Origin of the sequence: Vibrio sp. 10N.261.51.A4, from assembly GCF_041471945.1 — a bacterium.
Taxonomy (GTDB): Bacteria; Pseudomonadota; Gammaproteobacteria; order Enterobacterales; family Vibrionaceae; genus Vibrio; species Vibrio crassostreae_C.
Map to the genome: position 1 here is coordinate 42,721 of NZ_JBFRPJ010000026.1, position 26,235 is coordinate 68,955.

The window sequence follows — 26,235 nt, forward strand, 5'->3', positions numbered from 1 at the left end:
TCTTAGATGTGTATTGTGACACTTTACTTGCCACACAAAATAGAAAGAATGGCTTTAGTTCTCTCTTCCATCAACGCAATGTCTGCGCGAGACTCCACATTCAACCTAACAACAGGCTCAGTATTTGAAGAACGTAAATTAAAGCGCCAATCAGCGAACTCTAAACTAATTCCATCCGTCTCATCAAAAACTAAGGCTTCAGACTTGTACATATCTAAAACCTTAGAAATTGATTCTTTTGGATTTTGTAGCTTAGAGTTAATTTCACCAGATGAAGGGTATGCACTAATACGTTCTGAAACCGTTTCGGATAACTTCATGCTTTTAACTGACAATAACTCAGTTACTAGCAACCAAGGAATCATACCTGAATCACAGTAGGCAAAATCACGAAAATAGTGATGTGCACTCATCTCGCCGCCATAAATGGCATCCTCTTTACGCATACGCTCTTTGATAAAAGCGTGACCTGTTTTCGACATAACAGGAATACCGCCGGCTTTAGTAACTACGTCAATCGTGTTCCAAGATAAGCGTGGGTCATGAATGATTTTCGCGCCTTTTTCTTTTTGCAAAAAGGCTTCCGCTAGTAAGCCGACAATGTAGTAACCTTCGATAAAATCGCCATTTTCATCAAACAAAAAGCAGCGATCAAAATCACCATCAAAGGCAATCCCCATATCAGCCTTATGTTCTTTTACCGCATTTGCAGTATCTGCACGACATTCTGGCAATAGTGGATTTGGGATTCCGTTAGGAAAGTTGCCGTTTTCCTCATGGTGAACTTTGATAAGCTCCAATGGTATATTCATAGCTTGAAAACGCTCTTCAAGAGCATCAATCACGTGGCCTGCAGCGCCATTACCAGAGTTGATCACCAATTTCATCGGTTTAATATTCGCTGGCGTAATGTAGCCCATCAAATGATCTGTGTACTCTTTCAAAACATTAATTTGCTTGTAGGTACCTTTAACATCAACGTCAATAAAATCATTGTTTTCTGCTAACGTTTGAATATCTCGTAACCCGGTATCACCGCTAATTGGTCTTGCTCCTTCACGAACAAGCTTCATACCATTGTAGTCCATCGGATTATGACTCGCTGTAACCTCTACACCGCCATCAACGCCTAAATGAAAAGTAGCAAAATAGATTTCTTCCGTGCCAGATAAGCCAATATCCAAAACGTGAACACCCGCATCCATCAAACCGTTAGCTAAAGAGAGTTTCAGTTCTTCACTTGTTAGACGAACATCTCCGCCAACAACAATGGTTTTCTCATCAGCACTTTCACTTTTTAAAAACTGACCGTAAGCTCGTCCAATTCGGTACGCGATATCATTATCGAGTTCGGAGCCTAGTTGACCGCGAATATCATAAGCTTTGAAGCATGTTAACTTTGTCATTATTTACTTTCCTCTAAACGTACTACGTCGTCTTCGTTTAGGTATGAACCTGATTGTATTTCTATAAGCTCGAGTGGTATTTTACCGGGATTTTCAACCATATGGCTTACACCAACTGGAATGTAGAGTGATTGATTTTCAGAGATAATTTGCTCTTTGCCATTGCTACTTACTTTGGCGGTACCTGAAACTACGACCCAGTGCTCAGCTCGATGATAGTGCATTTGGAGTGATTGTTTTTTACCTGGCTGTACGGTAATACGATTTACCTTGTAGCGCTCACCGCCATCAATTGCATCAGATTTACCCCAAGGACGATAAACCTCTCTATGCTCTCTGAATTCAGCCCGATTTTCAGCCTTTAAATGCTCAACAATTTTCTTCACTTGTTGAACATTATCTTTGTGTGCGACCAAGACTGCATCTTTAGTTTCAACGACAACGATGTCTTTTACTCCAACCGAAGCTACCAGCTTATTCGGAGCGTAAATATAACACCCTTCAGTGTCCTCTGTTATCGCATCTCCATGAATCACGTTTCCAGAGCTATCCTTCTCTGAAACTTCCCATAACGCTGACCATGAGCCAACGTCACTCCAGCCTGCATCCATAGGAACAACTACAGTCTTATCGGTGCGTTCCATTACAGCATAATCAACAGAATCATCTGGGCACTTTAAGAACTCGCTCTTATCGACGCGAATGAAGTCCATATCTTCTGTTGTGCCATTCGTTGCTTTTGAACAACACTCATGAATTTCTGGTGAGTATTTCTTAAGCTCTTCTAGAAAGACACTCGCTTTGAACATAAAGCATCCGCTATTCCAGTAGTACTCTCCACTTGCTACATATTGCTCCGCGACTTCCAATTGAGGCTTTTCAACAAATTGCTCTACAACGTAAGCCGAATCGCCTTCTTGAGAGCCTCGCTTAATATAGCCATAACCCGTTTCTGGTGCAGTTGGTACTATACCGAAGGTTGCTAACTTACCAGCATCAGCGACAACTTGAGCTTTACGAATTGAGTCTTGGAACGCTTCCGTATCTTGCACTATATGGTCAGCGGCTAAAACTAGCATCACAGGATCATCGCCATGCGCTATCGCTTGCATTGCAGCCAATGCAATAGCCGGAGCAGTATTTCGCCCTGCAGGTTCCAATATAATACGAGCTTCCTGACCAAAAGTACGAAGCTGCTCAGCAACCACAAAACGATGGTCTTCATTAGAAATAATGATTGCTTCAGAAGCCGACATACCACTAATTCGATCTAAGGTGGACTGCAACATCGTTAATGAATTGTGATTATCTAGCGCTAAAAATTGCTTTGGGAACGCTGAACGCGACAGGGGCCATAAACGAGAGCCAGAACCCCCAGCCATAATGACAGGTATAAACATAATTTTTCTTCTTTAATTTATAATCAATACTTTGGTCCCCCCTATTTTGTAGTAAAGCAAGGGGACAAGAATAAATAGTTTCAAACCAGCGCCAAACCACTTAACATTTGGTTGTTATACGCAGGGTTAACAGTGAGCTTTAGCTACATTTCCTTTCGAAGATATACGATACTCATCGACATAAGCTGGTATGAAAACTGACTTTCCTTTTTTCAACGTCACAACCTCACCAGAGTCATGAGTTAACGTCAATTCAGCGTCCAACGGCAGCAAAATTTCGGCACTTTCAGGTTTAATACGCTCATTATTTGGTTTTTTATAAACCGAGAACCTGAAATCAGGAACTGGAATTGGGTAAGTTAAAACACCGTTATTAACTGAAGGTGCTAACTTTAGCGTATCAAATGGCTTCTCTTCAAAAAGAGTACAACTAGCAAGCTCTTGAACATCAATATGTTTAGGTGTTAAACCTGCTCTAAGTACATTATCAGAATTGGCCATAACTTCTAATGCAGTTCCCTTTAGATAAGCATGAGGCGTTCTGGCATCTAAATACATTGCCTCTCCAGGCTCTAAAGTAATGACATTAAGCATTAATGGGGTAAACAACCCAATATCACCGGGATACTGTTCTGACAGGGTTAAAATTAGTGAAGACAGTTCTTGGGTTACATTATCTTTAACTTTAGAGATTAACGAGTCGACTGCTTCAACTTTGTTTTCTCCTTCCAACGAGAGGATACCTACAAAAAATTCACGAAGCCCCTCAGAAGAAGGATTAGCATTTAGGAGTTCAAGCATCTCACTTAACTGTGGGATTCCAACATTTGAAAATAGTGAAATGATCTCAGGAACTGCTCGAAAACCATTCATAGCCAAATAAGGAGTTAGCGCATATACAAGTTCAGGCTTATGATTTGAATCTCTATAATTTCGGTAAGGAGCAGAAAGAGGAACCTCAGCTTGCTCTTCTTTCTGGAAACCAAGCTCAGCTTCCTCTTTGCTTGGATGAACTTGAACAGACAGGGCATTTTCAGCCGCAAGAATTTTAAATAAATATGGCAACTCTCCAAATCTCTCGCTTATCTGCGCAGATAAGAATTCCTCTTTATGAGATTCAATCAAGCGAGACAATAATACTGTAGAATCGCCACTTTTAACTTTCGAGCATCCATTTGGGTGAGCGCCCATCCACATTTCTGCTTGCGGCTCATTATTAAAATTATCGATATCAAATAACTGATTGAACGAAGACTTACTACCCCAAGCAAAATTTTGAATGGTATTATCCATTTCAAAAAAACATTTTTCTTTAGCAGCATCAAACATTTAATTAACTCCAAACACTTTAAACTGATAGCCATCTCAGAAAAAAGCATGCTACCGCCCTTTGATGTTGGGGCGAAATCACACTACGCATAAAAATGAAGGCTTATAATTCCAAACATTATCCCTAATGTAACTTTAGGAAGCAAAATTTTTTGCTGCTTCTTCCCCCTCTGACATTGATCTCAATAAGCAACCAATGTGAATTAATTTCAGCTTGTAAGTCTTGTCAATCGCCCTATACACCGAACCCTAAATCTCGCTATACTCCTACCCTATAGTTTTTCGCCCAATAACGAATAAGAGTTCAAGATATGCAAGAGTTAGTTCCATTTGTTCAAGAGAATATGATTTTAGCCATCGTATGGATCGGCTTGGTTGTTGCCATCATTGCGAACGTTATCAAAACATCAAACGCAGCCTACAAAGAGATTACGGCAGCGCAAACCACACACATGATTAACCGTGAAAACGGTGTTGTGGTTGATATTCGTACTAAAGATGAGTTCAAAAAGGGCCATATTACGGACGCAGTTCACATTTTGCCGTCAGACATCAAAGCAAATAGCTTTGGTAGCCTTGAAAGCCACAAAGCAGACCCAATCATCGTAGTATGCAAGACAGGTCAAACTGCTCAAGAAAGCGCTAACCTACTGGTTAAAGCAGGTTTCGAAAACGTAAGCGTACTGAAAAGCGGCTTAGTGGCTTGGAGCGAAGCTAACTTACCTTTGGTTAAAGGTAAGAAATAGGTTAAAGGCAAGAAGTCGTTAAAGGTGAAAAGCCTTTAAAGACAACAGCCGTTAACGACAAGCAGTAAGCTGACCTGATTACACGAATATGACTTTAAGGCTTTGTTCGATAAATATAATGAACAGAGTCTAATTTAAAATTTTTAAGGACAAGAAAATGGCTGAAGCAGCACAACAAGACGCACAACAAAACTTCGCAATCCAACGTATCTTCCTAAAAGACGTATCTTTCGAAGCGCCAAACTCTCCAGACATGTTTCAAAAAGAGTGGAACCCAGATGTAAAACTGGACCTAGACACTCAAAGCCGTGAGCTTGGCGAAGGCGTGTACGAAGTCATCCTACGTCTAACGGTTACGGTTAAGAACGCTGAAGACACTGCATTCCTTTGTGAAGTTCAACAAGGTGGCATCTTCTCAGCAAGCGAAATGGAAGCTGGCCAACTGGCTCATTGCCTAGGTGCATTCTGCCCGAACATCCTATTCCCATACGCTCGTGAAACGATTTCTAGCCTAGTCGTTAAAGGTACGTTCCCACAACTGAACCTTGCACCAGTAAACTTTGATGCTTTGTTCATGAACTACCTACAAAGCCAAGCGCAACAAGCTGAAGGCGAACAGGCTTAAGTCTCACAGTAGAACTTAACTCTAACGAACGCTTAAATAGCTTATGTTATAAGAAGCTTAGCTTTTAAATGCACATCGCAGCTTCTGCGATGTGCATTTTTTATTTACACTGTATTTTGATAGAGAGCTTTTTCTTCATAATTTAGAAAACATCTCAAGAACTCTTCGATTTCCCTCATTATTTTTAGGTGGAAGCATGACAGAAACAACTCGCCCGACTCACGCGAAAGCCGCTTACGGTAAAGATAGCGCTTACGGTAAAGACATTGCGATGACAGTGATAGGCGCAGGTTCTTATGGGACATCTTTAGCGATCTCTCTAGCGCGTAACGGTGCCAATGTTGTTCTTTGGGGACATGATCCTGTTCATATGAATCGCCTTGAATCAGAGCGTGCGAACAATGAGTTTCTACCCAATATCGCTTTCCCAGACAGCTTAATTATTGAGTCAGATATAGAAAAAGCCGTGACTTCAAGCCGAGATCTTTTGGTTGTCGTTCCAAGCCACGTGTTTGGTATCGTTTTAAATAGCCTTAAGCCTCACTTAACAGAGAACTCTCGCATCTGTTGGGCAACCAAAGGCTTAGAGCCAGAAACAGGCCGCCTGCTTAAAGATGTCGCGCACGATGTGCTTGGTGATGGTTATTCACTGGCCGTTCTATCAGGACCAACCTTCGCCAAAGAGTTAGCGATGGGTATGCCAACGGCTATCTCTGTCGCTTCACCTGATGAAGTTTTCCTAGAAGAACTACAAGAGAAGATTCATTGCGGCAAAACATTCCGCGTATACGCAAACTCAGATTTCATTGGTATGCAACTTGGCGGCGCAGTGAAGAATGTTATCGCAATTGGCGCAGGCATGTCGGATGGTATTGGCTTTGGTGCTAATGCACGTACCGCACTTATCACTCGCGGTTTAGCTGAGATGAGCCGCTTAGGTGCAGCTCTTGGTGCGCAACCAGAAACCTTCATGGGCATGGCTGGATTAGGCGACCTAGTACTCACCTGTACTGATAACCAATCACGCAACCGTCGCTTTGGTTTGGCACTTGGCGCAGGCAAAGATGTGGATACTGCACAAGAAGAAATTGGCCAAGTCGTTGAAGGTTACCGCAACACCAAAGAAGTTTGGTTATTATCAGAACGCATGGGCGTTGAGATGCCAATTGTTGAACAAATTTATCAAGTGTTGTATCAAGGGAAAGATGCACACTTGGCAGCACAAGATCTACTTGCACGAGACAAGAAGTCAGAAAGATAGAAGAGCAGATACGAGATTCGAGTAAACGAGATGCGAAAAGAGTAAAAGCAGATTGAGCGCTTAAAAAAGGCTGCTTTTCGTTACTCGCACCTCGCTACTCTAATCTGTTCTTGTCGCTCTTCGCATCTCTCATCTCGCTACACGTATCTGGTTTAAAGGAATGGATGGTAAAATGAAACACTGTGAACAACAAAAAGTTTGGCAATGCATTGTGAAGGAAGCTCGACAGCAGTCGGAGCAAGAACCTATGCTTGCGAGTTTTTATCATGCCACGATCATCAACCATGAAAGTTTAGGTGCAGCCCTTAGCTACATCCTAGCAAACAAGCTAAAGACGGCTTCAATGCCAGCAATGGCAGTACGTGAAGTGGTTGAACAAGCATTCAAGCAAGATCAATCGATTATTGATGCTGCCGCTTGTGATATCTGCGCAACGGTAAATCGAGATCCTGCGGTCGAGATGTACTCGATGCCTCTGCTTTATCTGAAAGGCTACCACGCTCTGCAAGGTTACCGAGTAGCTAACTGGCTGTGGAAACAAGGCCGTATCGCACTTGCCACTTACCTACAAAACCAAATCTCTGTTGCTTGCCAAGTGGATATTCACCCTGCAGCTCGTATCGGTAAAGCGATCATGCTCGACCACGCGACAGGCATTGTAATTGGTGAAACAGCCGTCGTTGAAAATGATGTATCGATTCTTCAAGACGTGACCCTTGGTGGTACAGGTAAAGAAGGTGGCGATCGTCACCCTAAAATCCGCGAAGGCGTAATGATTGGTGCCGGCGCTAAAATACTCGGCAACATTGAAGTGGGTGAAGGCGCGAAAATTGGTTCTTGCTCTGTGGTTCTTCAGGCAGTTCCACCTCATACGACAGTCGCTGGGGTTCCTGCAAAAATTGTCGGTAAACCGAAAACAGACAAACCCTCTTTAGATATGGATCAAGGGTTCAACGGGCGTTCTCAGAACTTCATCCATGGTGATGGGATTTAAGAGCAGATTCGGGATTCGATTCAGCGAAATTCGAAAAATCAAGAGCAGATGAATACAATTAAATGACGATAATGATGAAACAAATTCGAGCCATTAGCCGGACTCTTCTGATATCTACCAGCCTTTGTGTTGCTCTGTTATCTACATCGTCATTTGCCGCCTCTCAGGGGGAACTGAAAGGCGTATCGAGCGAAATATCTCGCCAACAAAAAAACCTTTCCTCACAGCAAAAAAAACTCGATAGCCTACAGGCAAACCTCAAGAAACAAGAGCTGTCGATTGTGTCGCTTGAAAAGGCGATTCTAGACAGTAAAAAGCAACTCAATACGGCCAATGCAAATCTTGCCAACTTAGACACCAAGATTAAAGCGCTTACGGCTCAGAAAAAAATCCATACCGACAAGTTAGAACAACTGATTCAGACTTACTACATGACAAGTCGAGCTAAAGCGTCTTCTCACATCCTCAACACTGGCGTGGAAGAAGATCGCATCAGTCACTATTACCAACACCTTGCCAAAGCGCGCTCCGCAACAATCAAAACGATTGAACAGACGCAACTTGAATTAGAAGAAAGCCACAAACAGCGTCAACTTGAGCAAGAACAGATAGCAACACTGCTAAAACAGCAAACCACCAAGCGCGACAAGCTATCTAAGACTCAAACTCAGCGTAAGAAAACCGTTGGCAGCATCAAGAAAAACATCTCGGGTGATAAAAATTACTTGGCAGAGCTTCAGCGAAATGAAACTCGCCTAAAAGCTGAAATAGCGAAAGCGGAAAAAGCTGCTCGCGAGAGACGTAATGCAATCCCTATGGATGGGTTAGCCAAACGTAAAGGCAAACTGCCTTGGCCAATCAAAAACAAAGTTCTGCATAACTACGGCTCACGCCAAACGGGGCAAATTAACTGGAAAGGCATGGTGATAAACGCCAAGTACGGTCAGCAGGTAAAATCGGTTTACTCTGGCACGGTGGTATTTGCAGAGTATCTGCGTGGCTATGGATTAGTGGTGCTACTTGACCACGGTAAAGGTGATATGACGCTCTACGGCTTTAACCAAGCACTTTTAAAGAAAGAAGGTGACAAGGTTAAAGCTGGCGAAGCGATTGCGCTTGCTGGTGACACTGGCGGCCAAACGCGCCCTTCACTGTACTTTGAGATTCGCAGAAACAGCCAAGCCCAAAACCCGAAGAGTTGGTTAGTTCGATAAAGAGCAGATACGGGATGCGAGTATCTTTCTTCGAATCCCGTATACCGCTTACTTGTATCTTTCTACTTAGAGTTCAACGCCCTTACACCATCTTCCAACAGTGTCAGCTGCTCAAAACCTTGGGCAGTCGCAATAGGCTTCACAGTCGCTATCATCTGTAGCATCCCTTGATGTACCACTTGCTCTGTAATTTGGGCTTTTGGAGACATCGCAGACTGATACGCCAACCAACCCGATGCGATCAAGTGAAGAGAAGTGACCATCGATTTCATTTCCGTATCCGTTGCTTTGAGCAGGTTCAACTCAACGAAGGCTCGCATGATATCGACAAGATTCGTTTGCAGCTTTTCTTGTACGGCCATGTAATCAAGGTGGAGTTTTTCATCACGTGACAATATTTCAGGCAGATTCGCATAGAAGAATCGGTACTTCCACATCAGTGTGAAGATAGAATCTAAGTAAGTCTTTAGTAACGTCAGGCTTTCTTGTTGGCCTTGAATCGGTGTGAACCTTTCAAGTAACTCTGTCGAATAGAGAGTAAAGATGTCACGGACAATTTCTTGCTTGTTGCGGAAATGGTAGTAGAGGTTACCAGGGCTAATCTCGATATGCTCAGCAATATGATTGGTCGTAATACTACGCTCACCGTGCTCATTAAAAAGCTCTAGAGCAGCGTAAACAATCTTGTCACGTGTTTTCATTAGTTATTAGTATCCCTATCCGTTTAGGGGTTCAGTATATCGCCACTAAACGGATAGATCGAGCTGTTAACATCTGGTCTAATTAGCATTAGCTAAAATAGAGCCGAATCAATCACTGCCAAACAGATCTCGTGTGTACACTTTATCTGCAACGTCTGCGATCTCTTCTACCATTCGATTAGAAACAATCACATCGGACACCGCTTTGAACTCAGCAAGATCAGAATAGACTTTCGAGTTAAAGAAGTGCTCTTCTTTCAATACCGGTTCAAACACGACGACTTCGATGCCTTTGGCTTTTAAACGCTTCATGATCCCTTGGATGGAAGAAGCACGGAAATTGTCAGAGCCCGCCTTCATGATCAAACGATAAATACCGACAATTTTAGGCGAGCGCTTAATAATTGAATCCGCAATGAAGTCTTTTCGGGTACGGTTTGCATCAACAATCGCACCCACAATGTTGTTTGGTACATCTTGATAGTTTGCTAATAGTTGCTTGGTGTCTTTTGGTAAGCAGTAACCACCGTAACCAAATGAAGGGTTGTTGTAATGATTGCCGATACGAGGGTCTAAGCCAACACCTTCTATGATCTGACGAGAATCCAAGCCATGCGCTTCCGCGTAAGAATCAAGCTCATTGAAATAAGAAACTCGCATCGCTAGATAAGTATTTGAGAATAACTTTACTGCTTCTGCTTCCGTTGAGTGAGTAAACAGTACGTCGATGTTTTCTTTTTCCGCACCTTCCACAAGAAGATTCGCAAACACTTTAGCGCGTTCAGAACATTCACCAACGATAATACGTGATGGGTGTAGATTATCGTACAGGGCCTTGCCTTCACGCAAAAACTCCGGTGAGAACATGACGTTTTCGCAGTTCAGCTCTTGCTTAATACGCTCGGTATAGCCAACCGGCACCGTTGATTTAATAACCATCACCGCATCAGGATTGATCTCCATGACGTCTTTGATGACAGATTCTACAGAGCTGGTATCAAAATAATTGTTTTTAGGGTCATAATCGGTAGGTGTAGCAATGATGACAAATTCAGCATTTTTGTAAGCGGCTTTATCCGTTGTTGCCATGAAGTTCAGCGTCTTATTTGATAGAAAGTGCTCAATCTCATTGTCTACAATCGGTGACTGCTTATTGTTTAGCATTGCCACTTTTTCATCGATGATATCTACCGCAATGACTTCATGATGTTGTGCCAAAAGCATAGCGTTTGACAGACCCACATACCCTGTACCGGCTACTGCAATCTTCATGATAATACCTATAGTTTTGAGTAATTAACTCAACATAATTTATAACTTAGCTTGCCGTATCATACTCTGGTTGGGGAATTATTCCACTAGCCCGCTTTATCCATTCCTTGCTATACTCGTGACAGTTTTGTATTCAAAAGAGTTAGAAAATTATGATTATCGTAACGGGTGGTGCTGGCATGATTGGCAGCAATATTGTTAAGGCGCTTAATGAAGCGGGCCACAACGATATTCTAGTCGTCGACAACTTAAAAGATGGTAAGAAATTTAAGAACCTTGTAGACCTAGACATCACGGATTACATGGATCGTGATGACTTCCTAACTCAAGTCATGGCCGGTGATGATTTTGGTCATATTGAAGCTGTTTTCCATGAAGGAGCATGCTCTGCTACCACTGAGTGGGATGGCAAATACATGATGCTCAACAACTATGAATACTCAAAAGAGCTACTTCATTACTGTGTTGAACGTGAAATTCCTTTCTTGTATGCCTCTTCAGCTGCAACTTACGGTGAGACCGACACTTTCATTGAAGAACGAGAGTACGAAGGTGCATTGAATGTCTACGGCTATTCAAAACAACAATTTGATAACTACGTTCGTCGCTTAACCGCGGATGCAGCAGCACACAACGAAACGCTTTCGCAAATCGTAGGGTTCCGTTACTTCAATGTTTATGGTCCACGCGAGCAACACAAAGGCAGCATGGCCTCTGTCGCTTTCCACCTAAACAACCAAATGAATGCCGGTGAAAACCCGAAATTGTTCGCAGGTAGCGAAACCTTTAAGCGTGATTTTGTGTATGTGGGTGATGTCGCGGCTGTAAACTTGTGGTTCTTAGAGAATGGGGTATCTGGCCTCTTTAATCTAGGTACTGGCAATGCTGAGTCGTTTGAAGAAGTCGCCAAGGCAGTTATCAAGCACCATGGTAAAGGCGAAATCGAAACGATTCCTTTCCCTGAGCATTTAAAAGGCGCTTACCAGGAATTCACTCAAGCAGACCTAACGAAGCTTCGCGGTACAGGTTGCGATATCGAGTTTAAAGCAGTAGCCGATGGCGTTGCTGAGTACATGAAGATCGTAAACGCTTAACGGTATATTTCAGATTAGGACCAATAATACACCCTACTTTTAGCGTGTATTATTGGGAATGTCTAACGAATATAATCATTCCCAGAGTGACCGATATTAAGTTAACTCTCTGATTTAAATAATGTAGTGAATGAATGACCACACAACGCAATGATTTTGATCCAAAAGCTTACAACCCTGAGTTTGAATGGGGTTTTCTAGCACCTAAATACTGGGGAACTTGGATTGCTGTTTTGTTATCGTCTTTAGTCTGCTTCTTACCTAACAGCATTCGTTTAGCATTAGCTAAGTTTATGGCTAAGCAAGCTGTAAAAATTAAGAATAAGGCTAACCGCCGGGCTCGAGTTAACCTTGAGATGTGTTTCCCTGAGCAATCTATCGAAGAGCGCGAAGAAACTCTCTATCAGTCATACGTTACTTCCATCTCATTTTTGATGGGATTTGCTTCACTGACACTCAAGAGTAAAACTTGGCTAGAGAATAACACTGCGATAAACGGCCTGAGCAACCTAACCGATATTACAGACAGTGGCGAGAATGTGATCTTGCTGGTGCCACACACATGGGCTATCGATATCCCAGCGGTATTATTAGCTTCACGCAATTTACCTGTATCTGCGATGGCGAAAGCACAAAAAAACAAACTCAGTGACTGGCTAATGCACCGACAGCGCGTGCAATACGGCGGTCGTGTTTATGATCGCAGCGGTGGTATCAAACCTTTCATCAAGTCGGTACGTGATGGGTACCTGGGTTACTACCTCCCTGATGAAGATCTTGGCCGTGAGCACAGTGTCTTCGTTGACTTTTTCGCGACTCAAAAAGCAACTATTTCAGGCCTTGGTCGCCTATCAAAACTAAGTAAAGCTAAAATTGTGCCCTTGTTTGCTCAATACGATAGCAGTACAGGCCAATACGCCCTGGACTTCTACCCTGCTCTACCCTTCCCAACAGGAAGCGAAGAAGAGGACGCACGTATGATGAACCAATGTATTGAAAATTACGTGAGCAAAAACCCAGAGCAATATATGTGGATCTTAAGGCTGCTTAAGACTCGTCCTGAAAGTAATGTAAACCCTTATAGTAATTAACCACAATTCAATGTCCTCTACTCATTTTTCTAAGACAAAAACAGTACCCTTTTTTGCTGCTTGCTTTCCTGTTATATGCATTGCTTATGGCTCGGGATACAACTACTCAAGTATTCTCTTACTGCTCGCTTGTATTGCTAGCTTATTTATTAATAAGAATAAACCTCAATTAAGCTCTGAGGAAAAGCTTTTTTTATATACACTTTGCTATTATTTCATCTCTTTTGTCGTATTAAAGCTTATCCATGGTGAGAAGTGGAGCTTTATAGACAAGCCGAGTAGAGCGCTGCTCACTATTCCTATTTTTATTGCACTACTGCGCTACCCACCATCATGGAGGAGCCTCGCTGTCGGGATAAATATAGCCTCAATTTGTTCAGCGGTAGTTGCCCTATACTTTTTACAAAATTATCCCGAACTAAGAGCATTTGATGGGCGTATTCCTAACCTTTGGTTTGAAGGTTACATGCAGATTCAGACGGGTGGCATGGTCACCACATTTGCTATGTCTAGTCTAGCTATAGCGTTATTGGAAATCAAAAAGAAGAACTATCTATTCTCCATCATGTCTTTGATTGCATTCGCCTTGGCATCTTGGGCCAGTTTGCAATCTGAAAGTAGAGGCTCTTGGTTACTCGTTCCTGTTGCTACGCTTGTAATTATCCACTACAAGTTCAACTTGTTCCGTATCAAAGTTATCCTATTAACTCTTTTTTCAATATCACTTGCAGTTGCTACTCTTAGTACTAATGATACTGTTACCTCTCGAGTCAATGAAGCTATCAGTGATTACAGCCAGTACAACTCAAGCACCAATGCCTTTACCTCAGTGGGGATTCGACTCAACTTATGGAAAAGTGCATCAATCACTTTTTTAGAAAACCCATTAGTGGGTGCTGGCACTGATGGAAGACTCGAAAAAAGAAAATCATTAGGTGATGCTGGCATTATAGATAAGCAAGTATCTCGAATGACTTACCATGAGCATAATCAATTTCTAGAGGCAGCTTCGGTTACAGGGATAATAGGACTAAGTGCTTTAATAGCTATATTTTTAGTACCCTTGTTCCTTTTCTTTAAGATATTGAACAGCTCATCGTCTTGTGAAAATGCTAAGAACTTTAGTCTACTTGGAATAGTAAGCGTTATACTTATGGTTGGTTATTGCCTCACGCAAGCTTTTTTCAATCACAATTCCGGAACAATTTTTTATCTAGTCTGGACTAGTATTATTTTGAGTTCAGCTATGTCTAGTAAAGTTAGGGGAGGAAGATGAAAAATAAGGACCTATATATTTGCTCTACCGTAAGACATCTACTTTTTAGTCTGTATAAATCACAAGGTAGTGCCACATCTTCAATGATAATTTTTTTCTATGATTATCAACACGTTGACCCTAAAAGCTTAAGTTGCGAACAATTGCCAGATAATATTGAGCTAGTCCTGGTTAGTAGAAAGCAGCTAGTAATGTATATGAAGGAAAGTGGTTTTAAAGGAAAATACCTCTTATTCTGTGCATTACGTGGTTGGTCCATACCTGATAATTTAAAATCTTACCTCATAATGTTATTTAAAAAATACGATGGTAATTTGAATGTTGATAGCACAATCAACACCCTATTTCTATATAATGACAATAACAAAATGTCTAGATTATTTAGACTACTATCGGCATCGTACTCAATGATTGAAGATGGTATGGGCAATTATGTTGAACACAAAATAGACTCTAAACCGAAACAACTCCTTCGCTTACTCTCAAATAAAAACCCGAAGCGCTATGTGTTTGGCGAGAGAAAACAATGTAATTATATTTATGCGATACATCCAGAAAAACTACCTAGATCTGTAATAAGTAAAGGTAAAAAACTAGTTTTATCTGAAAACAAAACGAATATTTTAAATATTCAACGCTGCTTCAAGTTTGATAGTTCTCATATTTTAAATAGGAAAACACTAATTATTGCAACGCAGCCAACATTCAATAAACTGAAGGGAAAGCTTATTGATAACGGTTTCTTTCATGAAATTTATGATTTGATAATATCGAAAAGTAGAAGTAAAGGATTTGAACCAGTTTTAAAATTACATCCGAAAGAAAATGAATTAGATTATTTGTCTTTCAAAGAAAGAGGGATAACTTTCTTATCGAACAAACAGCCTTTAGAGCTTTATTTACTATCTAGTACAGACACTGTTAACATAATATCAATTAACTCTTCAGCGGGTATCGGTATGGAAGAGTATTGTAACATATATAAGTTAATTCCTGATAGCGAAGTGTCTAACTTTGTAGATATCATAAGTAAATTAGAAATAAACAAAGATAGCCTTCGAGAGAGAATCTCTATCCAGCTATCTAAAATGACATAATATTTTATTTAAATAATCCAAAAGCTAAAGGGGTTCCTGCTTCTATATTGGATAAAGCTCTTTTTCCTATAACGTCTTCGTAGTGTCTTGGCGCTAAACCAAACCCAGGTCGGATGCTACGAACATTTTCAGGCACCAACAATTCACCTTTCGCTATGTCTTTTACTACATATAAAGATCGACGGAACTTAACATTACCTTTTTCAGCTTCTGTTCTTTCGTAGTTCACTTGCCCCATCGCTTGCCAAGCCGTTTTCGTGTCTTTACATAATGCAGCTAACTCATGAGGCTCAAGAGAAAAGCTATCATCTGCGCCACCACCGTTTCGATCCATCGTGACATGCTTTTCTATCAAACATGCACCTAGAGTCACCGAAGCAACCGCAGTAGCATTGTCAATCGTGTGATCAGAAAGGCCTGACAAGACTTCGAATCGTTGGGCTATATCGGCAATAGTTTTTAAATTGTACTGTTCAGCTGGTGCTGGATACCCACTTACACAGTGCAGTACAACTAATTCAGTACACCCATTGTCTCTTGCTGTTTTTACTGCTTCTGCAATCTCTTCCTCGTTGGCCATTCCGGTTGAAATAATCATCGGCTTACCAGTTTGAGCAACACGCTTGATCAAAGGTAAATCAACCACTTCGAAAGATGCTATTTTGTATGCGGGAGCGTCAAGTTCTTCCAATAGGTCTACAGCTGTGAAATCAAAAGGTGAGCTAAAGATTGTAATACCTAACTCTTTTGCTTTTTCAAACAAAGGCTTGTGCCATTCCCAAGGCATATGCGCTTCTTTATACAACTCATACAAAGTTTGGCCATCCCATAAACCGCCATGAATTTGAAACTCTTCCGAGTCACTATCCATAGTGATTGTTTCATGGGTATAGGTTTGAAGTTTAATCGCATCAGCACCTGCTTTTTTTGCTTCTTCCATAATCTGAAAAGCACGGTTTATATCGCCATTATGGTTAGCAGAAAGTTCAGCAATAATATATGGAGGACAATTTGGACCAATTTCTCGATTATCGATGTATATGTTTTTATTCATTCTCTTCGTATACTCTCAATTTATCTTTCATAAGGTTTCTAATACCTTTCCATTCATGTGAAAAGATACCCAAATGTACTACATCGTGATATTCAGTCCCATTGAAGAAAGCATCTCGATGAGTACCTTCAACTTTAAAGCCAAATTTGGAATGTAACTTCACTACCGGTTGATTAAAACCTAAAACCTCACAGCGTAATTTATGCAAATCTAATTCAGTAAATGCATGCTCTAGCGCTCGATATTCCATCAAAGAACCTGTGCCTCTTACCGCATTGGGCGATGCATAGAATGCCCAAGAAGCGATTCCAGGAATTCGATTTATATCAGTAAATCCAACAACACCTGCTGGCTCTCCATTTAACTCTGCTAGAAAATATTCTTTTGAACTATCCTTGCACATGCTAGAAAACCATGACTTGTGCTCATCCATAGTGATTTCATGAGAGGTGTACATATTTTTTCTAACATCTGGAGAGTTTCTCCAAGCGAGAATTTCTTCTAAATCACTTTCTTCAAGTAGCCTAAATTTAATCACTCTTTGTTTCACGACAAAAGCTCTCCATTGTTTGAGCGACCTTATTCGCACCAAAGCCATCAACTTCAAAATCACTAAAAGGTTTGATGTAATCCCACCTTTCACATAAACGCGCTAGCTCAATTGCATAAGTATCGGTACTCGTCGTTATACCTTCACCTAAGTATTCAACAAACCCTAAATCTGACAAGTAATTTGAAAGTAATACTTGATTCTCCGCTACGGAAACTATCGAGGCAGGAACCCTAAGACAAAACCGCTCCCAGTTACTTACTCCTGAGGCGCCAATTGCATATTTGCTATTACTTAAAGATAAATCAAAACTCTCTAAATTTTTGTATATAGAAACATTGCTATTTTGATTAAGCTTTATCAAAGCATCAAAACGAGGGTTGATTCTCCCCGTGATCAAAATAGTATTAAACGGGAGCCTCTTAAACTCATTTGCTGCAAGAATAAACTTCTCGCACTCATTTGTAGGATCTGTTCCACCAAAAAAAACTAAGAGTTGATTGGATATTGAATCTCGGGGCGAATCCCGCAATGTTGAAAAGCTCTCTCTTAAAAGAGCATATTCAGGACCAAGGAGCTTGGTAGCAGAACAATCCGAATATCTTTTTGAAATGTTCGGCCATAGGTTTTGGTCAAGAATAATATCACTACAGTGTTCACGGTTAAGGTCATCAATCGATAAAATAGCGCATGACAGCTTACCAATAATGATGCTTTCCCATTCATGGTCCAGCGCATAGTGATCCACAATCACCCACTCGGAATAATCAACTTTAGATAGAAAGTCATTTGCATCTTCTTCAACGCTACGTTGAAGCCAAGCTTTATAATCAGCGCTATGGGAGGGAGTCATTTGTAGGCAAGAGGGAGTCAGCTCTAACATGTCAAAGCCTCTATCGCGGATATATGTAATCATGTTCCCAGGCTGAGGCAAACATGCAAAGCATACAGAAAAACCTTTACTCTTTAATACATCAGCAAGCACCAAACAGCGCATAACATGGCCACTACCGATAAATAGTGACGCATCTACTCGGAAGGTAACCTTCATTGTTTATCCTAACCTCAATGCTGAAAAAAGAGATTCGGCCAGTTCCCAGTCTTCTTGGGTATCAATATCTTGAACGCGTTTTCTCGGCAAGAGCACGGCCTTAGAGTGGCTGGAAAACACCGATAGTTTATTCAGGAAAGCATCTTTACGACCCCAATAAAACTGGCCAGCATCGTGATACGCTTCTTCCAAGTCTTGTGATCTTACCTGTTCGTTCTCAGGCGAAAACATCGAAACATAGCCTTGCTCATCAAGCTTAATGGCACGCTGAATCGGAAAAGGAAACGATGTGGCACCAAATGTAAATTGCACACTATTTCCTCTAAGTAGCTCGTAGCCTTTCTGAAGATCTTCAGGTAAAACAAACGGAGCAGTGGCGTACAAACAACAAACATCACCAATATCCCAGCCATTATTAGCGCACCAAGTTATTGCATGGTGTATCACATCCATAGTGGTAGCATAGTCATCGGAGATATTTGAAGGCCGTAAAAATGGCACTTCAGCACCATACTTTATCGCTACCTCGGCTATCTCAGCATCATCAGTAGAGACAATAACCTTATCAAAACAATCCGAAGCAAGTGCAGCCTCGATTGAGTAAGCGATCATAGGTTTGCCATGAAAGTGCTTTATATTTTTACGAGGAATACGCTTGCTGCCACCACGTGCAGGAATAATAGCAACGTTCATTATTTACCTGTCAAAATTTCAGTTACTACACGAACAACGGTATTTTGCTGTTCTTCCGTCATACCATGGAACATTGGCAGTGAGATGGCTTCTTGATAGTAGCGTTCTGACTCAGGGAATTCCCCTTCAGTAAAGCCCATAGCTTGGTAATATGGCTGAGTATGCACAGGAATGTAATGCAAATTAACACCGATACCATTTTCACGCAGGGCGTCAAACACTTGTTTATGAGTTAATGATATCTCATCCAACTTCAAACGAATTACGAATAAATGCAAACCTGAGTATGTGTTTTCAAGTTGATAAGGAAGTACCAAGGGTAATTCAGATAACATTTGATTATAACGCTTAGACAACACATGGCGCGCCGCAACAAATTCATCAAGACGTTGCATTTGCGTGACACCCAACGCCGCTTGAAGTTCTGTCATGCGGTAGTTGAAACCTAAATCAACCTGTTGGTAATACCAGCCACCATGAGAAGCTTCCGTCATCATTTCAGGATCTCGTGTAATACCATGACTGCGCAAGAGAGCCATTTTATCCGCTAGCTCTTTCTGGTTCGTTAATGCAGCACCACCTTCAGCCGTTGTGACAATTTTTACAGGGTGAAAACTGAACACTGTAATATCAGAATACTTACAATTACCGATTGGTTGTTCATGATATTGACCACCAATAGCATGAGAAGCATCTTCAATGACTTTAAAGCCATATTCTTTGGCTAGCTTAGCAATGGATTCCATATCACAAGGCTGACCACATAAGTGAACAGGAACTACGACTTTAGGTAGAGTTCCTGTAGCTTTAGCAGTAATTAGCTTTTGCTCTAGCTTTTTAGGGCACATGTTATAAGTTGCTGAATCAATATCAACAAAGTCCACTTTAGCTCCGCAATAAAGACCACAGTTTGCAGACGCAACAAAAGTAACAGGCGTTGTCCACAACCAGTCACCTTCCCCCAAACCTAAAGCCAAACAAGCGATATGCAGAGCCGAGGTTGCACTATTCACTGCTAACGCATACTGAGCACCAGTATGTTCTGTTAACGCTTTTTCAAACGCAGGAACTTGTGGCCCCTGAGTTAGAAAATCAGATTTAAGGACATCAACTACACTATCAATGTCTTGCTGACTGATATCTTGCTTGCCGTATGGAATCACTGTTCTACTCACACTGTAAATTTAGGATCAACATGTTCTTTGATTAGGTCACGTAGACCTTCAATCGTTTCCCACTCAGTATTGGTGCCTGAGTTGTATTTAAAACCAAAAGGCACTTTCTCAGCCTTATGGTGATTCATGTACTCATCTTCTGTGTATGTAAAAGAGACAGAAGGAAGGATCGCGTAATAACGACCTAAATCAATCGTATTGAGAGAATCAGTATCAGTGATCATTTCTTCATGAAGTTTTTCTCCTGGGCGAATGCCAACAACCATCGTTGCCATGCCCGGCGCAATAGCTTCAGCGATGTCTAGAATTTTGTACGAAGGGATCTTAGGAATAAAGATCTCACCACCCAAATGGTTTTCAAGTGCATACATGACCATATTCACGCCATCTTGAAGAGAAATATTAAAACGCGTCATCTCTTCATGTGTAATTGGCAGTACACCTTCTTCTTTTTTCTGCATAAAGAATGGAATAACTGAACCACGAGAGCCCATAACATTGCCGTAACGTACGACACTGAAACGAATGTCTTTTGAGCCTTTAATATTGTTCGCAGCGGCAAATAGCTTATCCGATGCAAGTTTCGTAGCACCATATAAGTTAATTGGTGCACATGCCTTATCGGTCGAGAGAGCAACGACATCTTTCACACCACACGCAAGAGCTGCACTAATCACATTCTCTGCGCCATCAATATTGGTGCGAATACATTCAGTCGGATTGTACTCAGCAGTGTCTACTTGTTTGATCGCAGCGGCGTGGATAATGACATCAACATCTTCACACGCTTGAATCATACGATTACGATCACGCACATCGCCAATAAAGAAGCGCAGTTGAGGGAAATCCTTAGCTGGGTATTGTTGCTTGATTTCAAACTGTTTTAGTTCATCACGAGAAAAAATGATGATTTTCTTTACATCTTGGTAACGTTCTAAAATCGTTTTAATGAACTGTTTACCAAATGAACCTGTGCCACCTGTAATTAATACTGTTTTGTTATTTAGCATATTCAACTACTCTATTATGTCTTTTATATTCTTAGTCTGTAGACTCAGAATTTTAAATTCAAATTAATTTCTAACTACCTGGCTAGTAGTTTCTCAAAAAACTCCAAATGCTTCTTCACTGTCACTCGTGAACTAAAGCTTTCATCTAGGCGCTTCTTAGCCGCTTCACTCATTGTTGTGCACTTTGCCTTATCTTGTGCGAGCTTGTCCATAGCCACCCCTAACGCCTTGGCGTCACCAGTCGGGACAATATAACCAGTCTCGCCATCTACAACGAGTTCAGGAGCGCCACCGGTAGTTGTCACTACTGAGGTTGTGCCATTTGCCATCGCTTCGACAATCGTGCGTGGTAGCCCTTCTCCGCTAATCGATGGCTGAACTTGAAAATCAGCCATACACATGATTGAAGGGATGTCAGTACGATGACCAATGTAGTGAATACGCTCACTCATAGGACTTGCTTTCATCTCATCAAAATGAGGCTCGTAGCCGCTGCCCGCTAAGATCAAATGGAAGTTCGGTGCAGTAATGTATTTGGTCGACTCAAGTAAGACAGAGATGCCCTTACTTGGCCTTACGTGCGCTGCAGTAATCGCGACGACATCATCTTCATTCAAACCAAACTCAGAACGCTCGGTTGGTGGTACTTTATACCAATCCAATTCATGCCCTTTGTATATGGTAACAACGTTATCTTTGTTCTTCCAAACACGCTTCACCACATCTTGTCGAACCGCTTCAGAAACACAAACTATGCCATCTACTCGAGGATGTAGCTGTGTTAGATAAGCACTTGGATCATGTCGATATAAACCTCCAGTAGTGCCTCGATAAACGACTAATTTAACGTTGAAACCAATACACGCAAACGCCGCATTAGGTATCGTCTTTGAGTTAAAAGCATAGCAGATGTCGTAATCATGAGTTTTCAGCTCGTGGCGAATCTTTTTAATGGTGTCAAAACAAATTTTACGTTTCGGATAGCCATCAACTACTCGGATACCATGCTCTTCTAGCTTTGATACATGCTCAGACTCACCTTGGGTCATGATAGTGACTTGGTGACCTTGACGCGCGAGCTCTATAAAGATCGCGGCTTCAGGGCGTAAGCTATTCCATGCATGTAAGTAAGATGCACAAACTAAAATTTTCATCTATCGGTTCCTATTTGGCTTGGTCTTCTGAACGGTTTTCTAGAATCCACAAGCCAACATATTTATTGAAATTCACTTGAGCGTAAGTCATAGCCATAATGAAACCGACACTGCCATCCATAAAGCCACGGCGGATAATATAGACTAAGAAGAACGTCCATATCGCTCGTAGTAGAGCGAGGAATAGGCCATGTGATTTCTTACCTTTACGGTGATATTTTTGAGAACCAAGCCAAGCGTACTGCGCTGCTTTATCTAGGCCGTGACCATAATCGCGATGGGTGTAATGAAGAAGAAACCCCTTCAATACACCTGTAGAGCCTTGCTCAGGAACGACTGTCTCGTGAACCTCGTCTAACGTATATCGAGAGCCTTCTCTCTTAAACAGTCTTAATACTGCGCGAGCACTGCGGCCATGTTTTAGAGTCGTGCCGTAAAGAGTCACTCCCCAAGGCAGTTTGTACGCAGTGTGTTTGATTTGATCTTGTTTTAATAGTTCAACAAGAGCGTCGCTCATCTCTTTATCGAGAGCTTCGTCAGCATCAATTGATAGCACCCAATCACATGTCGCTTTATCTAGCGCTCGCTGCTTTTGCTTACCAAAGCCAGGCCAATCAGTGATTGTCACGTTATCTGTATATTTTTGGCATATTTCAACGGTTGCATCTGTTGAGCCACTGTCTAAAACAATCAGTTCATCGGCAATATCAACGACAGATTTTAGGCAAGTTTCAATTCGGTCTTCTTCATTCTTGGTAATAACAATGACAGACAGGGTATGTTTTCTCATTATTCAGCCCTAGAATTTCCAATAGTTTAATGATTTACGGATTTTAAAGTTACGAATCCAATTTTTTGGTTTTTTATCCTGCCAACCGCTTTCTAGCACATCCGTAATAGCACTCAGAACTCTCGCTGAGGATTGACCGTCCAAATATGGCGTTATTGACGGACCATAATTAGCAATGGCTTTATCTCTTGCTTCATCAGGCAGCATCGCTTGTTGAATTGCTGATTCTAACTGTTCCGCTTGGGTTATATTAATGAAGCTCGTTTGAGGGTCTCGATTATTGACCGTAACAACAGGCTTATTGAGCAACAAAAACTCCTGAAAAATCGATGAGTTGTCACATACCATCACATCAGCACGATGCTGCATCTCAATCACTCGATCATTATCGAAGAACAGAAGATTATCACCTTCCAACGCTTGGTATTTCTCTCGTGTCTCTAGCTTCATTTTAGGGTGCAGTGTGACTAACCATTGCCACTGGCTCAGTTTGCTTAAGCGCTTAAGCTCTTCATAAACCAATTCGGCACAGGATAAACTTGGCGAAAAAGTGGAAGCGAATAGAATTTGAGGTCTTTCAAAATGCTTGTCACTGGTTTGATAATTAAACAAGCTATCGAGCTTCAGCCACCCGGTCTCTTTAACTTGAAAATAGCCGCGCTGCTTAGCTAGCGGCTCAAGCGAGCTTGTTCTTTCATGGCCTTCGGTGCAATACAAATCAAATAGACCACGTTCAGGGTATAAGTTCCCACGTTTGCTCTCGTTCAAACCATGAAATACTTGTACCTTCAACCCTGGAATAAACGCTGGAACACGATCGCCGGGCACTAGAACGGCAGAAGGATTAAAGGCAATAGCTTCTGTCAAAGAGACGCTCTGCTCTTGATCCAGTAAAAGATGTTCAGAAGCGTCTTCACCAACAAGCAACCACTTAACCTCATGGCCGAGTTGCTTCGCGTAATCATAGAATGGGCGAAGAATAGCAAATGAATAATTTTGCTCGACGTAGAGCAAGAAACGATAGGTTTGATCGGTTTGCATAAGCGATGAGATAAAATTCACCATGTCCGTTTGAAAGCGCAACTAAGCATTTAATTATAACGCTCTTTACTTTCGAGATTGAAGAAAATACTCTTCTGAATATTGATTTTGCCTTCTGGTGTCACTGTTCTTATGCTTATACGACTTATCTATACTCTCATATTGTCATTAGCTTCTCCGCTACTGCTGTATGGGCTTTATAAGAGCAAACCTGGAAAGCCAAGTTTTGGTCAGCGTTGGAAAGAACATTTCGGGATCACACCGCAAACTCAAGGTAAGAATCCTATCTGGATTCACGCAGTATCGGTTGGTGAATCGATTGCCGCCGTACCGATCATAAAGCAACTGAAGCGACGCAATCCAAACCAAGCCATTATCGTTACCACGACAACCAGCACGGGTGCAGAGCAGATAGAAAAACTCGGTGATTTAGTCGAGCATCGCTACATGCCGATTGATTTTTCTTGGTGTATTCGAGGTTTTTTGAAGACTGTTCAGCCTAAACAGATGCTAATCATGGAAACCGAGTTATGGCCAAACACACTGCACTGCGTCGCGAAAGCTGGAATCCCCATTTCGGTACTCAACGCTCGCCTATCTGAACGCTCGTGCCAGCGTTATGCTAAATTCCAAGCCGTTTTTGATCTCTTAGCCAAAAATCTCTCTCAAGTACTTTGCCAATACCCAAGTGATGCTGAGCGTTTTATACGATTAGGGTTAGATAAAGCATCTGTGCATGTGACTGGGTCGATCAAGTTTGATATTGAAGTTTCAGCTGAACAAGTATCAAAAGGCAAAGCGTTACGTGAACAAATTGGCTTTGAACGCTGTGTGTGGATAGCAGCCAGCACTCATCAAGGCGAAGATGAAATTATCTTAGACGCTCATAAACAGCTCCTTAAAGACAATCCAAATACCTTGCTGATGATTGTGCCTCGTCACCCTGAACGATTCAGCCAAGTGACGGAACTGGCTAAACAGCAAGAATTCAACACCATCACTCGAACAAGTCAACAACCTATCGCCTCTGATGTTGAAGTGTATATTGCTGATACGATGGGAGAAATGTTGACCTTACTCGGTGGTGCTGATGTGTGTTTTATGGGAGGAAGCCTTGTAGGCGATAAGGTAGGTGGCCACAATCTTCTAGAACCAGCAGCCCTACAACTACCTTTATTGAATGGTCCTAGCTACTTTAACTTCAGCGAGATCTCAGACAAGCTACTGGAAGCCAATGCCGTGGTTATATGTCAAGATAGCCAAGATATCGCAGGCCAACTCCAACGACTGTTCAAACAATCAGAGCTGCGCAAAACTAAAGGCTTAGCGGCTTATCAAGTAGTTGAGCAGAACCGAGGGGCGTTGGATAAAACCTTGGAATACATTCTTAGCTAACAACTATTTGACCTAATTAGCCTTGGTAGCCCTTTAACATCTAACCTTGATAACCCTTTAATATCGGCTCCCAATCCGACTCTTGCCATTGAATCTGGCGCTTGTTCACTTCTTTTAAGAACGAGCGCTTTAAGCGATTCAAGTTGCCTTCTTTCCAGTCATCACCCGCTTGCTGACCACACTTATCAAAGTCAATAATCCACACCCTTTGCGAGTCATCAAGCAGGATATTATGAATGTTGAGATCGGTATGATTAACCCCAGCATCGTGCATCTTGCGTACCTCTTGGCCAATTCGACGATAAACATCCGCATCTATCGGGCCATTGACCAAGACATCAACCAGATCTTTGGCATTGGGAATTCGTTCAGACATTAAGTCCGCTCGATAAAGTAGTCCGCTTTTAATGGCTCTAGCAGCAATGGGCTTCGGTACATTCACACCTGAGTTTGCCAATGCCTTGAGAACATTAAGCTCCATCGCACAGCGCGTGCTTTCCCAATCAGAGAAGCGATATTGGTCTTCGACTAGCTTCCCAAACAATCCGCCACGGCGATAATGGCGCAATGCGGCCTGTATTCCATCAAGCTGAATGAACCATGTGGTACCGCGTCCTTGAGCACTGCCTGAAATGGCGTCTTGTTGCTGCCAATATTCAGCCTCAAAAATCTGAGCGATATCGCCCTCTGGTACCTGAGCCAAAAGTTCAGGGTCGTACCAAATTGTTTGGTTCTTGGTGCTAATCGTTTCCATCTATGAGGCCTTTGGGTCGCTTTTCGTCATTGCTATTTTACAACTAATGCGAGTATCTGCAT

At 41.8% G+C, this 26,235-nt stretch carries 25 protein-coding genes; 10 read left to right on the top strand and 15 right to left on the bottom strand.

Features of this window, described 5'->3' with window-relative positions; translation table 11 throughout:
• Positions 1–23: 23 nt before the first annotated feature.
• From cpsG to manA, 3 genes are all read right to left on the bottom strand, one after another.
• Complete coding sequence (cpsG, locus tag AB4384_RS06685) at positions 24–1,406, bottom strand: phosphomannomutase CpsG (RefSeq protein ID WP_372129169.1); 1,383 nt, start codon at positions 1,404–1,406, stop codon at positions 24–26.
• Positions 1,406–2,806: a mannose-1-phosphate guanylyltransferase/mannose-6-phosphate isomerase gene (locus tag AB4384_RS06690; RefSeq protein WP_371713989.1), complete on the bottom strand. Its 1,401-nt coding sequence runs from the start codon at positions 2,804–2,806 to the stop codon at positions 1,406–1,408. The genes cpsG and AB4384_RS06690 overlap by 1 nt, the downstream gene beginning before the upstream one ends.
• Before the next feature lie 126 nt (positions 2,807–2,932).
• Positions 2,933–4,135 (bottom strand): mannose-6-phosphate isomerase, class I, encoded by a 1,203-nt coding sequence (manA, locus tag AB4384_RS06695; protein WP_371713990.1) that lies wholly within the window; start codon positions 4,133–4,135, stop codon positions 2,933–2,935.
• Between the two features lie 311 nt (positions 4,136–4,446).
• On the opposite strand from manA, the gene AB4384_RS06700 reads away from it, so the two are divergent.
• The 5 genes from AB4384_RS06700 to AB4384_RS06720 all read left to right on the top strand — a co-directional run bounded on the left by AB4384_RS06700 (position 4,447) and on the right by AB4384_RS06720 (position 8,975).
• Entirely contained in the window at positions 4,447–4,881 is a 435-nt protein-coding gene (locus AB4384_RS06700) for a rhodanese-like domain-containing protein (protein ID WP_016786319.1), read from the top strand.
• A 157-nt stretch (positions 4,882–5,038) separates the two neighbouring features.
• Positions 5,039–5,506 carry a protein-export chaperone SecB gene (gene secB, locus AB4384_RS06705; protein WP_050648496.1) on the top strand — a complete coding sequence of 156 codons (468 nt, stop codon included), beginning with the start codon at positions 5,039–5,041 and terminating at the stop codon, positions 5,504–5,506.
• Positions 5,507–5,702: 196 nt separating this feature from the next.
• Positions 5,703–6,767 carry an NAD(P)H-dependent glycerol-3-phosphate dehydrogenase gene (gene gpsA / locus AB4384_RS06710; protein ID WP_372129172.1) on the top strand — a complete coding sequence of 355 codons (1,065 nt, stop codon included), beginning with the start codon at positions 5,703–5,705 and terminating at the stop codon, positions 6,765–6,767.
• A 172-nt stretch (positions 6,768–6,939) separates the two neighbouring features.
• On the top strand, positions 6,940–7,761 hold the full coding sequence (gene cysE, locus AB4384_RS06715) for a serine O-acetyltransferase (protein ID WP_009847961.1): 822 nt from the start codon (positions 6,940–6,942) through the stop codon (positions 7,759–7,761).
• A 62-nt stretch (positions 7,762–7,823) separates the two neighbouring features.
• Positions 7,824–8,975 (top strand): murein hydrolase activator EnvC, encoded by a 1,152-nt coding sequence (locus AB4384_RS06720; RefSeq protein WP_372129173.1) that lies wholly within the window; start codon positions 7,824–7,826, stop codon positions 8,973–8,975.
• Between the two features lie 62 nt (positions 8,976–9,037).
• Here AB4384_RS06720 and AB4384_RS06725 read toward each other — a convergent pair whose 3' ends face one another.
• Complete coding sequence (locus AB4384_RS06725; protein WP_017063104.1) at positions 9,038–9,676, bottom strand: TetR/AcrR family transcriptional regulator; 639 nt, start codon at positions 9,674–9,676, stop codon at positions 9,038–9,040.
• A 108-nt stretch (positions 9,677–9,784) separates the two neighbouring features.
• Complete coding sequence (locus tag AB4384_RS06730) at positions 9,785–10,948, bottom strand: nucleotide sugar dehydrogenase (protein WP_017071086.1); 1,164 nt, start codon at positions 10,946–10,948, stop codon at positions 9,785–9,787.
• Between the two features lie 152 nt (positions 10,949–11,100).
• On the opposite strand from AB4384_RS06730, the gene rfaD reads away from it, so the two are divergent.
• The 4 genes from rfaD to AB4384_RS06750 all read left to right on the top strand — a co-directional run bounded on the left by rfaD (position 11,101) and on the right by AB4384_RS06750 (position 15,506).
• The gene (gene rfaD / locus AB4384_RS06735; protein WP_010433822.1) at positions 11,101–12,042 is read left to right on the top strand and encodes an ADP-glyceromanno-heptose 6-epimerase; all 942 of its coding nucleotides are present in this window, start codon (positions 11,101–11,103) and stop codon (positions 12,040–12,042) included.
• Between the two features lie 134 nt (positions 12,043–12,176).
• Positions 12,177–13,133 carry a lauroyl-Kdo(2)-lipid IV(A) myristoyltransferase gene (gene lpxM / locus AB4384_RS06740; protein ID WP_372129174.1) on the top strand — a complete coding sequence of 319 codons (957 nt, stop codon included), beginning with the start codon at positions 12,177–12,179 and terminating at the stop codon, positions 13,131–13,133.
• A 10-nt stretch (positions 13,134–13,143) separates the two neighbouring features.
• Complete coding sequence (locus AB4384_RS06745; RefSeq protein ID WP_372129176.1) at positions 13,144–14,409, top strand: O-antigen ligase family protein; 1,266 nt, start codon at positions 13,144–13,146, stop codon at positions 14,407–14,409.
• Entirely contained in the window at positions 14,406–15,506 is a 1,101-nt protein-coding gene (locus tag AB4384_RS06750) for a hypothetical protein (protein ID WP_372125254.1), read from the top strand. Before AB4384_RS06745 ends, AB4384_RS06750 begins: the two co-directional genes overlap by 4 nt.
• A gap of 4 nt (positions 15,507–15,510) precedes the next feature.
• Here the strand turns inward: AB4384_RS06750 and pseI are convergent, their stop codons facing one another.
• The 9 genes from pseI to AB4384_RS06795 all read right to left on the bottom strand — a co-directional run bounded on the left by pseI (position 15,511) and on the right by AB4384_RS06795 (position 24,024).
• Entirely contained in the window at positions 15,511–16,560 is a 1,050-nt protein-coding gene (gene pseI / locus AB4384_RS06755; protein WP_372125256.1) for a pseudaminic acid synthase, read from the bottom strand.
• A complete protein-coding gene (gene pseH, locus AB4384_RS06760) occupies positions 16,553–17,110 on the bottom strand; it encodes a UDP-4-amino-4,6-dideoxy-N-acetyl-beta-L-altrosamine N-acetyltransferase (RefSeq protein WP_372125258.1) in 558 nt (185 codons plus the stop codon). The genes pseI and pseH overlap by 8 nt, the downstream gene beginning before the upstream one ends.
• Positions 17,091–18,161, bottom strand: coding sequence for a UDP-2,4-diacetamido-2,4,6-trideoxy-beta-L-altropyranose hydrolase (gene pseG, locus AB4384_RS06765; RefSeq protein WP_372125260.1), 1,071 nt, complete (start codon positions 18,159–18,161; stop codon positions 17,091–17,093). Before pseG ends, pseH begins: the two co-directional genes overlap by 20 nt.
• A 3-nt stretch (positions 18,162–18,164) precedes the next feature.
• Positions 18,165–18,854 carry a pseudaminic acid cytidylyltransferase gene (gene pseF, locus AB4384_RS06770; protein WP_016789203.1) on the bottom strand — a complete coding sequence of 230 codons (690 nt, stop codon included), beginning with the start codon at positions 18,852–18,854 and terminating at the stop codon, positions 18,165–18,167.
• Complete coding sequence (gene pseC / locus AB4384_RS06775) at positions 18,854–20,029, bottom strand: UDP-4-amino-4,6-dideoxy-N-acetyl-beta-L-altrosamine transaminase (RefSeq protein WP_016797626.1); 1,176 nt, start codon at positions 20,027–20,029, stop codon at positions 18,854–18,856. Before pseC ends, pseF begins: the two co-directional genes overlap by 1 nt.
• Positions 20,026–21,039: a UDP-N-acetylglucosamine 4,6-dehydratase (inverting) gene (pseB, locus tag AB4384_RS06780; protein WP_372129178.1), complete on the bottom strand. Its 1,014-nt coding sequence runs from the start codon at positions 21,037–21,039 to the stop codon at positions 20,026–20,028. Before pseB ends, pseC begins: the two co-directional genes overlap by 4 nt.
• A gap of 74 nt (positions 21,040–21,113) precedes the next feature.
• Positions 21,114–22,193 (bottom strand): glycosyltransferase family 4 protein, encoded by a 1,080-nt coding sequence (locus tag AB4384_RS06785; RefSeq protein WP_372129180.1) that lies wholly within the window; start codon positions 22,191–22,193, stop codon positions 21,114–21,116.
• 10 nt (positions 22,194–22,203) lie between these two features.
• On the bottom strand, positions 22,204–22,983 hold the full coding sequence (locus AB4384_RS06790; RefSeq protein WP_136981785.1) for a glycosyltransferase family 2 protein: 780 nt from the start codon (positions 22,981–22,983) through the stop codon (positions 22,204–22,206).
• Positions 22,984–22,992: 9 nt separating this feature from the next.
• Positions 22,993–24,024: a UDP-N-acetylglucosamine 2-epimerase gene (locus tag AB4384_RS06795; RefSeq protein ID WP_372129182.1), complete on the bottom strand. Its 1,032-nt coding sequence runs from the start codon at positions 24,022–24,024 to the stop codon at positions 22,993–22,995.
• A 132-nt stretch (positions 24,025–24,156) separates the two neighbouring features.
• Between AB4384_RS06795 and waaA the strand changes: the two genes are divergently transcribed.
• Positions 24,157–25,419 (top strand): lipid IV(A) 3-deoxy-D-manno-octulosonic acid transferase, encoded by a 1,263-nt coding sequence (gene waaA, locus AB4384_RS06800; RefSeq protein ID WP_372129183.1) that lies wholly within the window; start codon positions 24,157–24,159, stop codon positions 25,417–25,419.
• 40 nt (positions 25,420–25,459) lie between these two features.
• Here the strand turns inward: waaA and AB4384_RS06805 are convergent, their stop codons facing one another.
• Entirely contained in the window at positions 25,460–26,173 is a 714-nt protein-coding gene (locus tag AB4384_RS06805) for a 3-deoxy-D-manno-octulosonic acid kinase (RefSeq protein ID WP_017071073.1), read from the bottom strand.
• Positions 26,174–26,235 lie beyond the last annotated feature (62 nt).